Origin of the sequence: Pseudomonas sp. NPDC089530, assembly GCF_050280705.1 — a bacterium.
GTDB lineage: Bacteria > Pseudomonadota > Gammaproteobacteria > Pseudomonadales > Pseudomonadaceae > Aquipseudomonas.
In genome coordinates this window covers 87,437-99,681 of the sequence record NZ_JBNNVU010000006.1, presented here as the reverse complement: position 1 = coordinate 99,681, position 12,245 = coordinate 87,437, and the positions used below count along the sequence as shown (strand labels likewise).

Here is a 12,245-nt window from a genome sequence, read left to right as displayed (position 1 = left end):
AGGTGTCAGCCCTTCTCGCCGATCTGCATGATCAGCGAGACCGCCTTGGAGATCACCGCGTTGGAGATCTGATTCAACGCCTGCTGGCTGCTGACCGCATTCTGCAGGGACAGCCCCGCCGAATGGCTGGCCACCTGGTATAGCGAGGCAATGGCCTGGGCCGGAGCCTCGGCCACTACCTTGACGTTGGTTTGGGTTACCGCGTCGGTAATCTGGCTGTTGACCTCTGGCATACATCTCTCCTTGATGGAAGGCGCCAGCGCAGGCGCGCTGGCGGTGAACTCGTCGACGGTTTCAGGTGCTCATGAAACAAGAACGCACCACCTGCGAAGCTGTGAAGGCAAAAGTCGCGTTCAACGCAGCGCCTCTCGCAGCAACTGCACACGCTTGCGCACCAGGGGCTGGCCGATCCCCAGCTCGGCGGCGATCTGCGGATACGGCAATTCTTCGACGAAACGCATTTCGAACAGCCGCCGCTGGGGCAACGGCAACTGCTCCACCCGACAGCCCAGTTGCACCAGCCGCTCGAACTGTTCGGTGTGCTCGAACACCGATACGCAAGGCTCGGCGAGGAGCGCCTGGTGATCGTGGGCCAGGTCGATCGAATAATCGAACAGTTGCTCCTCGCGCTTGCGGCGCCGCAGGCTGTCGAGAAAAACGTGATCCAGCACCAGAAACAGAAAACCCTGCGGCTCTCGTATGCGTTCGGGGGAACGCCGGAAGAACAGCAGGGCTTTGAGGGCCGTATTCGACAGGCACTCCTGAGCCTGGCCCAGATTACCCCTGGCGCGGCGGTTGGCCCGGCGCATCAACTCGGGGTACACCGCTCGCCAGCTCGCCTCGAACAGCCGGTCGATCATCGCTACTTCACGAAAAGATCCCATCTGCAGCACTCCCTGTGCATTCCTTGATGAGCCGTCAGTCTGTGATCGGGCAGCAGGCGTTCGCTGTTACCTGGGGAACAGTGGGGGAAAATTAATTGAGCGCGCAGGCCTTGCGTCGCAGATGCTCGACATCGTTGATCACCAGGCGGCCGCTCTGGCAGCTGATCACCCCCGAGCGCCGCCAGTGTTGCAACTGGACATTGAGCTTCGGGCGGCTGGTATTGAGCATGGAAGCGAGAATGCCCTGGTTGCGCGGCACCGCCGCGCAGGTCGCGGGGGCCAGCTCGAAGTCATCTATATTGGCCAGCAGAAAACGCGCCAAGCGCGCCTCCAGGCGATGCAGGCACACCAGTTCGAGCAGTTCGATAACTTTCAGCAGGCGCGTCATCAACAGCATCACGATGCGTTGCCAGAACAGCGGCTCGGCGTACAGCGCCCGGAAATGCCGCTGCCCCAACAGCAGCACTCGGGTCGGGCCGCAGGCGAAGGCCGAAGTTTCCCGGGCATGGCCCTCGATCAGCGCCGACTCGCCCACCACCTGGCCAACCCCCGCGCTGCCGACGATCTGCTCGCGCCCGTCCGGGCCGTGAATCACCGAATACACCAGCCCCTCGGTGACCAGCGCAATGAAGTCCAGCGCCCCGCTCTTGAGATAGAGCACCTCCCGGTCATTCAAGGTCCGCTCCACCGCATGGGTGGCCACATAACTGATCAATGTATCCGGCAGTCCCCTGAACAGATCGGAGCGTGCCAGCAGGTTTTGCCGCAACGAGAAATCAAGCATTACCGCGCCTTTAGAGTGCATGCGTTGGCCTTGACCGGCAGGAAATCGCTGCGCGAGACGCAGCGGGTTAGAGCGCTTGAAGCCATAGAGCGAAGCAAACAAAGGGACGTCTGGCGGGGGGGCTTGTGAATCGGGCCCAGCGTCTTTCGGGTAGCGAAAAGGACAAGGAAAACAGCCAGACGACGACCAACCATCCCGCGAAAAAAAACCGCATGGACGCCCCCGGCCGACATGGGTATGATGTCGCCCGCTGCACTCGTAGCTCAGCTGGATAGAGTACTGCCCTCCGAAGGCAGGGGTCGTGGGTTCGAATCCCGCCGAGTGCGCCAGATAGAAACGCAAAAGCCCCAGGTCGAATGCCCTGGGGCTTTTTTGTTTCTGGCCTTTGAGCCGATCGAAGAATCATCGAGGTGTGTGCCGACCCATGCCTCGCGGACAGGAGGTCCAGGTGCTGCACCATCCCTTGCTCAATCAGCCCTACCAGCCGAACCTGCGCGCCTGGATCGGCGGTTTTATCGGTTATGACATGCCCCCGGCCCTGGATGCCGAGCTGAGCCGCTACGACCCCAACGCCCCCAATGATCGCGAACACCTGATCCGCCATTACTGTCTGGAGCGCTTCCACGTTCGGGAGAACTTCCGTCACCGGCAGCAGTTGGTAGAGCTCCTGCAAGCAGCGCTGGACGACCCGGACTTCGACTTCCAGGAGGTTTGGGAGCCCGCTGAAGACGACTACGATCAATGGCCCGCCGGCTGGCCGGCGCAGATCGACGACAGCCGGGACTTCTTTCAGCGCCTGCTCCTGGCGGCCCGACAGCTGTGGCACGACGACCTGATCCGCGCCCGCTTGCCGTCCCTGGCGCAATGCCGGGCGATCCCGGAGCGGGATCGCGGTTCCCGCGACTGGCTGTTCAGCGTCGACAACTCCGAGGCCTGGAAAGCCATATTCGATGTAGTGGCCACGCCCTACGACCTGCACACCCCGGGACCACAGTTCCAGGGCGAGCAACTGAGCCTGCAGTTGGCGGGCCCATTGCCGGGCCAGTCCCTGCCCTCCACCTGGCCGGCCAGCCAAGCGCTGACCCACTGCTGCCTGGAGCTGAAGATCCAGGGCATCAGCGAACTGCAACTCAGCGGCACACGTTTCGACGGGCATATGCGTACCCAGCTCACGCGCTTGCAGCCCGGGTATTACCTGCGCCTGGAAATCGGCTTCGACTGCGTCATCGAATGCGTGGCGCAGTTCGTCAGCATCGGTAATGTCCAAGGTTCAAGGAAGGAAGAGCAGCAACGTTGAACGGGCCTGCTGCCGGTTGTTGATCGAAGGGCTGCCTAAGAAGCCCTTCGTGGAGCTCAAGCAACACCTCGCCGCGCAACCTCCAATAAATCCACCCCTTCCCTGAGCAACAAATAAGCTGCGTTGGTCAGCCGATAAAGATCACCATCCTCGACGCCCTTGATCGTCACCGAAGTAAGGCTTTCCAAAAGGTCCGTCCCGGCCTTGATTCGGGCATGGGCACAATCAAGCACCGAGGCTACAGAGGCGTGGCTATCAATCAGCGTTACCTGACCATCGGGGTGATTGGTATTGAAGGGGATGTACTGGTTCATAAGTCATTCCTGTTTGGCGAACAGCGCGATCAAGTCCAAGAATCCGCTAGCTGATGCAGCTACCGCGGGTCACGAACAAACACCCAACTTAAAAGCCGGATCGCCAAATCCGGTCGCTGATCTTTCAGCGACAGGAAGAACTATAGGGATGGTTGTTTGGGAGGAACAAGGCGGATTGACTGCATGGGTTGTGAGGTATTTCGCTTCTTGGAGAAGCCTTTTCTCCCCCCTCAGCCCGAAACCCCTTTAGGTGTCTCCGGTCTTTTTTGCGATGATGCCACCCAGACATCATTCACGAGCTCACAGCCGAGCGATGCCCATTTTTCCCCGGCTCACGGAAGACCGCAGACCATGAATATCTCCAACCTCTCCAGCAATCCCGCGCCTTCTCACCAGGCGCGTTACTACTACGGGCCGAACTTCAAGAAGATGAGCCTGGCGTGCCTGGTGTTTGGCGGGCTTTCGCTGTTCGCGATCTTCAGCACGCCCGATGACCACACCAGCATCGTCCGCCTGGCGAATGCCCTGGGGCTCGATGGCCATCTGGTAGTGAAACTGGCGGGTATCCTGGGGGTGGCCATGACCCTGGCCGTTATCGGTGCGTTGATTTTCCTGCGCGGCGCCGGCAACCGTTACGTGGTGCTGACGGACAAGAAACTGTTCGCCCCGGCCAGCAACTTCAGTTCGAAAACCCGCGAGATCCGTCTGATCAATATCTCGGGCGTCGAGCTGGTGGAATTGTTCAACCAGCGCTTCATCCGCGTCCAACACACCGACGGCAAGATGGAGCTGGTGGAGAACATGTTCAAGAACCCGGCGTTGTTCCACGACTGCTATGAGGCGATTGCCCTGGCCATCGAGAACAAAGGCCAGAACGTGAAACGCGCGCCCGCCCGCAAGTGAATCGCCTGGCGTCAGTCTGGCGCCCGTTCATCCTGATCCGCAGCAGGTTCGGCCTGCTGCTCGTCTTCATCCTCTTCTTCAGCCTCCAGCAGAAAGTCCTTGCGACTCTCCTTGATGGCCTGGCGGATATCCGCGCCCTTGGTCGGGCAATTCAGCAGTGCAGCGATACGGTCGATGCGTGGCGCCATGGCCAGCCTCTCACTTTCAGGAAACTGGCTCGATAGTGCGCGCTTTCGGGGTGCCAGGCCATTACTTGCGCGGGTTTTATCGTCAATGCGGCTGCAAGGCCCGCAAGCGGGTGGCGATGTCCTCGTCAGGGAAACGTTGCTTCAGGGCCTCGATGTACTGGTCGGCGAGCGCGTCCTGACCGGTCTGGCGCAGGCGTAGCACCTCCCGCAGCGCCTCATCGAGAGCCGATTGCGGGGCCGGATGCGCGGCCGAGGCTCTATCCGAGAACGATGCCAGGTGCCCGAGGGACTCATGGGGTTCGGCGTCGAAGGCTGGGTTGTCCAGGGTCAGCGGCAGGCCCGCCACCGGCGCCGCCGGGGCGGGTGCCGACAAGGCGCCGCCAGCCGCCTGCGGTTTGGCGGCCAGTTCGAAACGGGGCGACGCCTTGGGAGCCGATTCTTCCAGTGCAGAATCCGCAGCAGTGGACTCGGCCTGACGCCGCGCCAGTTGTGGGGCGGAAGCCTTGGCCACCGGTGCCGGCGCGGGCGCGAACGCCTGGCTGGGGCTTGGCTCTGGGGAGCGCTGCAACACGCCCAGCAGCAGGGTCACGCCGAACAGGCCGGCGAACGCCACCTGCCAGCGCGGCTGGCGACAGGCCGCGAACCAGCGCTGCCACAGGGAAGGCCTGGGGGCCGGGGCTTCGCGCCGGGCCGCGGCCAGGATCAGCGCGTCGAGGCTGGCCGGTGGCTCGCCCTGGCTGTGCTGGCGGATATGTTCGAGCATGCGCTCTTCTTCAATAGGGGGGAGCGATCGGGCGTCAGTCATGTCAGTACCTCCTCGGCCAGCAGCCGACGCAGTTTTTTCAGCGCGTAACGGAAGCGGCTTTTCACCGTTTCCAGCGGTGTGTCGGTCAGGCTGGCGATCTGCGGCAACTCCAGTTCGCCATGGGCACGCAGCAGGAACACTTCGCGCTGGTCGGCGGGCAGGACTTGCAGCGCAGCATCGATGCGTTGCTGCTCGCGGCTCAGGCTCAGGTGCTGTTCCGGGCCGCCGGCGTCGTCGGCCAGCTCGTGCAGTTGCTCGTCGTAGCTGTCGTGCAGCGGGTTGCGGATGCCGTGTTTGCGCCAGTGGTCGATCAGGCGGTTGCGGGCGATCTGGTACAGCCAGGTGCGAAAGCTGGCCCGGCCTTGTGGCTCGCTGGCGGTGCGGATCAGGCTGAGCCAGGTCTCCTGGTAGACCTCGTCGGCCAGTTCGGCCTTGTCGCACAGGCTCAGCAGAAACCGGTACAAACCCTGGCGATGGCGCTGGTAGAGCAGCTCGAAGGCGGCGCTGTCGCCAGCGCGATAACACGCCAGCAGCGTTTCGTCGCTGCTGGCGGGCCCTGCTCGATTCGCCCTGGGCATGGTTGTGCTGAACTCCTTGTGGTGACTCGTCATGACCTTACTCACGGCGGCTCAACGCCTGTTCGTCACGCTCCGGCCGAGTCGTCGGCGCGGCCTGTGCCTGCAGGCTTTGCGCCAGCTCCACCAACTGCACGAACTCGCCGCGCAGGCCGAAACGGTCCTCGCCCTTGGCCGCGCGCGCCAGGGCCAGCGTGTCCTTGAGGCCGAAGTCGCCGGTGTAGCGGCCGTCCTTGAGCTGCTGGGCAAACGCCGCCACCGCTGCGGCGAATCTTAGATCATCGCTGGCCTGGGCGAGCGTCCGGTGCTGCTGCGAGGCCAGGATCGGCCGTTCGAGCAACCGGCTGCTGCCGCCCTGCGGCGCCTGGTAGCGCACCCGCAGCATGGCCAGTTCGTCGTCCTTGATGTTCGATTGCACCTGGGCCTTGGTCTGGCCATAACGCAATGGCTCCAGCCAGCCCGGCTCGCCCTTGGGCACGATTTCATAGAGCGCGGTGACCGTATGCCCGGCGCCGATTTCGCCGGCGTCGACCTTGTCGTTGCTGAAGTCTTCGCGCTTCAACCCGCGGTTCTCATAGCCCAACAGGCGGTATTCGCTGACCTGGGCCGGGTTGAATTCCACCTGCAGCTTCACGTCCTTGGCCACCACCGCCAGGGTCGAGCCGAGCTGGTCCACCAGGACCTTGCGCGCCTCGCGCAGGTTGTCGATGTAGGCGTAGTTGCCATCACCGGCATCGGCCAGTTGCTCCATCAGGTGCTCGTTGTAGTTGTCCACGCCAAAGCCGAGGGTGGTCAGGGACACCCCGCTCTTGCGCTGCTCGACGGCCATCTGCCGCAGGCTGTCGAAGTCGCTGATGCCGACGTTGAAGTCGCCGTCGGTGGCCAGCAGGATGCGGTTGATGCCGTTCTCGATAAAGCCCTGGCGGGCCATCCGGTAAGCCAGCTGGATGCCCGACGCACCGGCGGTGGAGCCACCTGCCGTCAGTTGCTCGATGGCGTTGCGGATCTTCGCCTTGTCGCGCCCGGAGGTCGGCTCCAGCACCACCCGCGACTCGCCGGCGTACACCACCAGCGACACCCGGTCCTGCTCGCGCAACTGCTCCACCAGCAGCTTGAGGGTGCTTTGCACCAGCGGCAGGCCTTCGCGGCGGTCCATGGAGCCGGACACATCCACCAGGAACACCAGGTTGGCCGGCGCCAGCTCGGCCACCGCGCGATCGGAAGCCTTGATGCCGATGCGCAGCAGCCGGGTGTGGGGGTTCCACGGTGACGGCGCGATCTCGGTGGTCATGCCAAAGGGCGAACCATCGGTGGGCAAGGCGTAATCGTAGGGAAAGTAATTCACCAGCTCTTCCAGGCGCACCGCGCCTTGCGGCGGCAGGCTGCCCTGGTTGAGCAGGCGCCGGACGTTGGCATAGGCGCCGGTGTCGACATCGACGCTGAAGGTCGAGACCGGGGCCTGCGCCACGCTGTGGATCGGGTTGTCCGGCAGGTTCTGATACTGCTCGCGCGGCTCGCTGCGATAGCCGTCGGGCAGCGACTCGCGCTCCTGCATCACAGCCGGCATCGGCGCCGGGGCGAACGCCTTGGCGCTATGCCCGGCAAGGATCATCTCGGCGCGCCGGGCCTCGGCTGGTGCCGGCACGGCGGCCTGGGGCGGCGGCGCGTCCTGCACGGGCGAATGAGCATCCCGGGGATCCGGCGAGGACTGGCCGCAACCGGCCAGGGCCAACAGCAGCCCGGCGGCGCAACCCCGAGCAGCGGGGCGAAGGTGGTACGGGGCAAGGAACATGGGGGCTGACCTCGGGAGAAATTGATCCATTCCCCCCTTCAGACGAAACCCCTGGGCAATTCGGGTTAAGCCCCCCGGAAAAATTTTCGCTTAGCGCAGATAACGCCGCACCACGCTGCTGTTGCGCAGCACGTGGCCGTTGATCTTCTCCAGCAGCTGGGCGCGGGTCAGGCCGGCCGGCAAGGCGTCGGGCGCCAGCTCCAGGGCGTAGATCTGGATGATGTAGTGATGCGCACTGTCGCCCAGCGGCGGGCACGGGCCAACATAGGTGGTGGTGCCTTTGCTGTTGGTGCCGCCCAGCCCTTCCAGGGTGCCCTTGGCCCCCACGCCCGCAGCGATCTGCCGGGTGCTGGCCTTGATCCCGTAATGCACCCAGTGGTCCACGCCCTGGCCTTTGGCGCCGTCCGGGTCGTGCATCACGATGGCGTAGCTGCGGGTGCCTTCGGGGCCGGCGGTCCAGGCCAGGGCCGGCGACTGGTTGCGCCCGCCGCAGCCCTGGGCATCGCTGGCGCTGGCCGGGGTGAACAGGCGGTTGTCCGAGACGCCTGGCACGTTCAGGGTGAAACGCTCCTGGGCCTGGACCGGCAATTGCAGGCACAGCAGGACGGCGCTGGCGGCCAGCCAGGTGTTGAGAGAGGCGAAACGGGACATACGCGAGCACCTTTTGCGAATGGGTTCATAGGAGCCGGAAGACTATAGCCGCGCGGCGAAGCGTTGCCATTGGGCGGTACCGGAGCTGATTGAGCTTGAGTCGGGGCGGCTTGTAAACGAAAAACCCCGGATTTTTTCAGCTCCGGGGTTTTTGCTGACCACACTGGGTGGTCCGGGTTCCGCCTAGCCTTTGCTGTCTTCGGCCGGCAGGTGGATAACCCGCTCCAGCGGCTCGGGCATCAGCGGCGGATGGGGTTGGTCCTCCGGGTTGATCCGGAAGAACTTGGTAGTGACGTGGCTGATGCCGCCCTCCGCATCGTTGTGCACGACCATGGTCCCGGACTGACGGATCTGGGCGAAGGTCTCGTCGCTGAGGTTGAAGCGTTCGCTCAGACGCTGGTTGTCCACCACCGGCGCCGGCTGGCGTGGAGGATATTTCTTGTGGCTGCGCTGGCGGTAACGCGCCCAGGAAACCAACAGCACCGCATTGATGACCGCGACCCAGCCATAGAACTGCAGGGTGGTCAGGGCCGCGAACAGGTTGACGTCGACGCGCGGTCCTTCGTGGCTGTCGATCAGGGGAAAGAGCCCACGGACCAACAGGTACAGCAGGCCGATCCAGGCCATGATGGTCAGGAACACATCCACCAGCATCAGGAACGGACGCTGGCGGGTTCGGATGATCTTCATCGGCGCACCTCCTTTTCATCATCCATGGGTTTGATGCCGCGGTCCGGGCTGACCCAGCGCGCCCGCTTCTGATGTTCGCCGAACAACACCTTGGGAAAGCTCACCAGGGTGGTGAGCAGGCTGATGAACCAGAACACCAGGGGGTACCAGACCACCCAGAACATGGTTTTCCACATGTCCTTCTCGTAACGCCGGTCGATCAGGATGCTGACCACGAACTGGCCCAGGCAGACCACCGCCAGCACCAGCCCGGTGAAGGCTGGCGGCATCAGCTCGTCCACGGCGATGGATTCGGGCAGGACGACAAACTTGCCAAGGACCCAGAAGATCACCGACAGCAGGAAGGTGAAGGCCCAGCCGGTGGACAGGCAGTAGTCGAACAACAAGGTCCACAGGTAGCGATGGCGCCATTCCCAGATGCCGCGAATGTTCTTGAACAGCACCTCGGCCCCGCCCTGGGCCCAGCGCAGACGCTGCTTCCACAGCCCGCGCAGGGTTTCCGGCATGAGGATCCAGCACAGCGCCCGCGGCTCGTAGAAGATGTTCCAGTGGTCGAGCTGCAGCTTCCAGCTGATGTCGATGTCCTCGGTGATCATCTCCGGGCTCCAGTAGCCGACCCGGTGCAGCGCCGTGCGACGGAAGGCGACTATCACCCCGGACACGGTGAAGACTTTGCCGAACACCCGCTGGGTGCGCTTGATCAGACCGATGATCGATGAAAACTCACCGACCTGGACCCGGCCCACCAGGGTCGAGCGGGTACGGATCCGCGGGTTGCCGGTCACCGCGCCAAGGCGCGGGTTGTCCAGCATCGGCGCTACCAGATAGGCCGCCGTATCGGGCGCCAGCAGGGCATCGCCGTCGATGCACACCAGGTATTCGCTGCGCGCCGCCACCGCGCCCATGCGCAGGGCCACGGCCTTGCCCTGGTTTTCCGCCAGGTGCAGCACCCGCAGCCGCGGATCCCGCAGCGCCAGGGCATCCAGCACTTCGGCGGTGTTGTCCTTGGAGCCGTCGTTGATCGCGATGACCTCGATGTTCGGGTAGTGCTGGGCCAGTGCCGCCTCGATGGTATCGGTGGCGTTGTCGCCCTCGTTGTAGCAGGGAATCAGGATGCTGATCAGCGGCTCGCCAGCCAGCGGCGGCGGCAAGGTGTTCTCGCCCCATGGCCAGTGGCGCTCCCAGTGCAGCCAGAAATACAGGCCGCCGGCGATCCACAGGCCGGACATGAACAGCGGGTAATAGAACACGAAGTCCATCAGGAACTGGCCGGTCACCAGGAAGATCAGGCCCAGCGGTACCCCGAGGACAATCGCCAGAACGAGCAGGGCTAACAGTCGATCCCACATGATTTAAGGATTCCACTTGGTGGAGAACGCAGGACGGATGGTCTTCAGGTCCGGCGAGTTCTCGAGGAAGTTATCCGGGTAGTAACCGAAACTGCTCGCGCCCTGGCGCTTGAGTCGGCCCATCCAGTCGGCCATCTGTGCGGCGTCGATATCGTTCGCCGGCTTCTGTGCCCAATCCCGGGCCTGTAACTCGAATACGGTGCGCTTCAGCGCGCCGGGGCGGGTCTTGACCGTGGCCACCAACTGCTCCAGCCAGGCGCCGGAAGCCTTGCGCGACTGCCCTTCCATCAACGGCATGGCCATCGGCGCGGTCCAGTCGTAGCTGACGAGAAAATCGTCGAGGTTCTGGGCGAACCAGGCTTCGCTCTGCGGATTGAGTATCGGCTCGGCGAACAGGTTGCGCGCGGTCAGCACCTGCGGCCCGCGGATCGCCTTGACCTTGGCCGTCAGCTCGTGGGTGAAGTCGATCAGGTAACGACTCTTGAACCGGGTCCAGCGCTGCATCACGGCCGGGTCGGCGCGCAACGCGGCGATCGAGCCGGGCAGGCCGTTGGCGGCGTAGGTGCGCAGCGCCTCGGGGCTGGCGTCCTCGAAGTCGGAGAGTACTGCATCGTCGTGGTAGAGGATGCCGTCCACCGAGGCCAGGCGCGCCACGTCTTCGTAGATTTCACCGATGATCTTGCGCACCTGCGGATCGAACGGCGACAGGCGCCGGTACTGGTCCGGGTCGACCGCCACCTGGCCGGTTTCCGGGTTCCAGCGGGTCACGCGCGGCAGGCTCGGGTCGAGGGCGTAACTGAGCACCGGCATCCAGGCGAACACCTTGACGTGGGCCCGGGTCCGCAGTTGCCAGGCCACCCGGTCGAACAGGTCGGCGCGCACCGGCAGGTGACGGTTGGGGAAGTACAGCGAGTGCACCAGGCCGTCGCCCTGGGGATCGGCGAAGGCCTGCAGGAACACGGTTTCGGCTCCCATGTCGGCCATGCGCTGGACCAGCTTGCCGAGGTTGGCTTCCTGCTGCTGCGGGTCAGGGTCGTAGACGTTGTCCAGGTCCACGTGCACCACGCGCATCGGAGGGCGGGTCTGCACGCTGACGATGCTGTTGGAGAAATGCACGCCGTCCGGGTCCGAGTCCACGAGGAAGCGCGGGCTGCTCATCAGGTTGTCGAGGGCGTCGAGGCCATCGTCGAGGGTCAGGGCCATGTCATAGCCCTGTGCGTCCACCACCCTCAGCGTCGTGCCGTCGGCGGTGCCGTATGGCCAGACCCAGATGCGTGGGCTGTAGCCGGTGACCGCTCGGATTTTCTTCGAGATAGTCGCCACGTCGCTGCGCATGCGGCTCTCGAATTCGGCCTCGGTTTCATAACGCTTGGTGGTGGCGTCGTAACGCCGGGTGGCGGCGGCCGGCTGCAGGTTGCCCTGCGGGTTGGCCAGGATGCCTTTGTGGCTGGCGTCGGTGTGGGCGGCGATTTCCACCAGGCCGGAACGGGAAATCTCGCGGATCTGCTCCCAGGTCAGGAAGTCCGAGCGCTTGCGTGGGGTACCGGCGAAATCCACCGGCTGGTTGAGCGGGGTATCGATCCACGCCCCCACCGGGGCCAGCAGCGCATGCCAGTTGTAGCTGCGCAGCACCGGCATCACCCGGGTGTAGAAACTCGAATAGCCGTCGTCGAAGCTCAGCAGCACGGCCTTGGCCGGCAACTCGGGACCGCCTTTGCGCGCCGCCAGGATCTGGTCCACGGTGACGGGCTGGTAGCCGTTCTCCCGCAGCCAGGCCAGTTGCTCGATCAGTCGCTCGGTGCGCACCGCCACCACCGCCTGATCGGGGTCGCGGTCGTTGACATCGTGGTAGGCGATCCCCAGCACATGGTTTTTCGGCCATGGGGCTTCATTGGCCGGCACGGGGCGCTGCGCCGGCGGTACGAAGTCCGGGGCTTGCTGGGCACAGGCGCTGAGAATCACGGCTCCCAGCAGGAGGATGCAACGGCTGATCTGGCGCATCTTCAAACTCTT

General features: G+C 64.1%; 14 protein-coding genes and 1 tRNA gene. 3 read left to right on the top strand and 12 right to left on the bottom strand.

Going from position 1 to position 12,245, the window contains the following annotated elements:
- Positions 1–5 precede the first annotated feature (5 nt).
- From ACQKQA_RS04080 to ACQKQA_RS04070, 3 genes are all read right to left on the bottom strand, one after another.
- On the bottom strand, positions 6–233 hold the full coding sequence (locus ACQKQA_RS04080; RefSeq protein ID WP_427553799.1) for a RebB family R body protein: 228 nt from the start codon (positions 231–233) through the stop codon (positions 6–8).
- Between the two features lie 120 nt (positions 234–353).
- Positions 354–884, bottom strand: coding sequence for an RNA polymerase sigma factor (locus tag ACQKQA_RS04075; RefSeq protein WP_427553797.1), 531 nt, complete (start codon positions 882–884; stop codon positions 354–356).
- A gap of 91 nt (positions 885–975) precedes the next feature.
- On the bottom strand, positions 976–1,689 hold the full coding sequence (locus tag ACQKQA_RS04070; RefSeq protein ID WP_427553795.1) for a Crp/Fnr family transcriptional regulator: 714 nt from the start codon (positions 1,687–1,689) through the stop codon (positions 976–978).
- 231 nt (positions 1,690–1,920) lie between these two features.
- On the opposite strand from ACQKQA_RS04070, the gene ACQKQA_RS04065 reads away from it, so the two are divergent.
- Together ACQKQA_RS04065 and ACQKQA_RS04060 are read left to right on the top strand one after the other, a co-directional pair.
- Positions 1,921–1,997: transfer RNA gene (locus tag ACQKQA_RS04065), tRNA-Arg, on the top strand.
- A 95-nt stretch (positions 1,998–2,092) separates the two neighbouring features.
- Positions 2,093–2,965, top strand: coding sequence for a hypothetical protein (locus ACQKQA_RS04060; RefSeq protein WP_427553793.1), 873 nt, complete (start codon positions 2,093–2,095; stop codon positions 2,963–2,965).
- A gap of 56 nt (positions 2,966–3,021) precedes the next feature.
- Here the strand turns inward: ACQKQA_RS04060 and ACQKQA_RS04055 are convergent, their stop codons facing one another.
- Positions 3,022–3,279 carry a hypothetical protein gene (locus tag ACQKQA_RS04055; RefSeq protein WP_427553791.1) on the bottom strand — a complete coding sequence of 86 codons (258 nt, stop codon included), beginning with the start codon at positions 3,277–3,279 and terminating at the stop codon, positions 3,022–3,024.
- 351 nt (positions 3,280–3,630) lie between these two features.
- On the opposite strand from ACQKQA_RS04055, the gene ACQKQA_RS04050 reads away from it, so the two are divergent.
- Positions 3,631–4,182, top strand: coding sequence for a hypothetical protein (locus ACQKQA_RS04050; protein ID WP_427553789.1), 552 nt, complete (start codon positions 3,631–3,633; stop codon positions 4,180–4,182).
- 11 nt (positions 4,183–4,193) lie between these two features.
- On the opposite strand, the gene ACQKQA_RS04045 is transcribed toward ACQKQA_RS04050, so the two are convergent.
- The 8 genes from ACQKQA_RS04045 to pgaB all read right to left on the bottom strand — a co-directional run bounded on the left by ACQKQA_RS04045 (position 4,194) and on the right by pgaB (position 12,233).
- Positions 4,194–4,370 carry a hypothetical protein gene (locus ACQKQA_RS04045; protein WP_427553787.1) on the bottom strand — a complete coding sequence of 59 codons (177 nt, stop codon included), beginning with the start codon at positions 4,368–4,370 and terminating at the stop codon, positions 4,194–4,196.
- Between the two features lie 82 nt (positions 4,371–4,452).
- Positions 4,453–5,175 carry a hypothetical protein gene (locus tag ACQKQA_RS04040; protein WP_427553785.1) on the bottom strand — a complete coding sequence of 241 codons (723 nt, stop codon included), beginning with the start codon at positions 5,173–5,175 and terminating at the stop codon, positions 4,453–4,455.
- Positions 5,172–5,753 carry an RNA polymerase sigma factor gene (locus tag ACQKQA_RS04035; RefSeq protein WP_427553783.1) on the bottom strand — a complete coding sequence of 194 codons (582 nt, stop codon included), beginning with the start codon at positions 5,751–5,753 and terminating at the stop codon, positions 5,172–5,174. Before ACQKQA_RS04035 ends, ACQKQA_RS04040 begins: the two co-directional genes overlap by 4 nt.
- Positions 5,754–5,790: 37 nt before the next feature.
- Positions 5,791–7,542, bottom strand: a complete 1,752-nt coding sequence (locus tag ACQKQA_RS04030) for a vWA domain-containing protein (protein WP_427553781.1) — start codon at positions 7,540–7,542, stop codon at positions 5,791–5,793.
- 90 nt (positions 7,543–7,632) lie between these two features.
- Entirely contained in the window at positions 7,633–8,193 is a 561-nt protein-coding gene (locus ACQKQA_RS04025) for a YbhB/YbcL family Raf kinase inhibitor-like protein (protein WP_427553779.1), read from the bottom strand.
- Between the two features lie 183 nt (positions 8,194–8,376).
- Positions 8,377–8,883: a poly-beta-1,6-N-acetyl-D-glucosamine biosynthesis protein PgaD gene (pgaD, locus tag ACQKQA_RS04020; protein WP_427553777.1), complete on the bottom strand. Its 507-nt coding sequence runs from the start codon at positions 8,881–8,883 to the stop codon at positions 8,377–8,379.
- Complete coding sequence (gene pgaC / locus ACQKQA_RS04015) at positions 8,880–10,232, bottom strand: poly-beta-1,6-N-acetyl-D-glucosamine synthase (protein ID WP_427553775.1); 1,353 nt, start codon at positions 10,230–10,232, stop codon at positions 8,880–8,882. Before pgaC ends, pgaD begins: the two co-directional genes overlap by 4 nt.
- Positions 10,233–10,235: 3 nt before the next feature.
- Complete coding sequence (pgaB, locus tag ACQKQA_RS04010; RefSeq protein ID WP_427553773.1) at positions 10,236–12,233, bottom strand: poly-beta-1,6-N-acetyl-D-glucosamine N-deacetylase PgaB; 1,998 nt, start codon at positions 12,231–12,233, stop codon at positions 10,236–10,238.
- Between the last annotated feature and the right edge of the window lie 12 nt (positions 12,234–12,245).

Excerpts from the sequence above, each read along its gene's own strand:
- ACQKQA_RS04080 (WP_427553799.1), bottom strand. The coding sequence starts at position 233 with ATGCCAGAGGTCAACAGCCAGATTACCGACGCGGTAACCCAAACCAAC.
- ACQKQA_RS04075 (WP_427553797.1), bottom strand. The coding sequence starts at position 884 with ATGGGATCTTTTCGTGAAGTAGCGATGATCGACCGGCTGTTCGAGGCG.
- ACQKQA_RS04070 (WP_427553795.1), bottom strand. The coding sequence starts at position 1,689 with ATGCACTCTAAAGGCGCGGTAATGCTTGATTTCTCGTTGCGGCAAAAC.
- ACQKQA_RS04060 (WP_427553793.1), top strand. The coding sequence starts at position 2,093 with ATGCCTCGCGGACAGGAGGTCCAGGTGCTGCACCATCCCTTGCTCAAT.
- ACQKQA_RS04055 (WP_427553791.1), bottom strand. The coding sequence starts at position 3,279 with ATGAACCAGTACATCCCCTTCAATACCAATCACCCCGATGGTCAGGTA.
- ACQKQA_RS04050 (WP_427553789.1), top strand. The coding sequence starts at position 3,631 with ATGAATATCTCCAACCTCTCCAGCAATCCCGCGCCTTCTCACCAGGCG.
- ACQKQA_RS04045 (WP_427553787.1), bottom strand. The coding sequence starts at position 4,370 with ATGGCGCCACGCATCGACCGTATCGCTGCACTGCTGAATTGCCCGACC.
- ACQKQA_RS04040 (WP_427553785.1), bottom strand. The coding sequence starts at position 5,175 with ATGACTGACGCCCGATCGCTCCCCCCTATTGAAGAAGAGCGCATGCTC.
- ACQKQA_RS04035 (WP_427553783.1), bottom strand. The coding sequence starts at position 5,753 with ATGCCCAGGGCGAATCGAGCAGGGCCCGCCAGCAGCGACGAAACGCTG.
- ACQKQA_RS04030 (WP_427553781.1), bottom strand. The coding sequence starts at position 7,542 with ATGTTCCTTGCCCCGTACCACCTTCGCCCCGCTGCTCGGGGTTGCGCC.
- ACQKQA_RS04025 (WP_427553779.1), bottom strand. The coding sequence starts at position 8,193 with ATGTCCCGTTTCGCCTCTCTCAACACCTGGCTGGCCGCCAGCGCCGTC.
- pgaD (WP_427553777.1), bottom strand. The coding sequence starts at position 8,883 with ATGAAGATCATCCGAACCCGCCAGCGTCCGTTCCTGATGCTGGTGGAT.
- pgaC (WP_427553775.1), bottom strand. The coding sequence starts at position 10,232 with ATGTGGGATCGACTGTTAGCCCTGCTCGTTCTGGCGATTGTCCTCGGG.
- pgaB (WP_427553773.1), bottom strand. The coding sequence starts at position 12,233 with ATGCGCCAGATCAGCCGTTGCATCCTCCTGCTGGGAGCCGTGATTCTC.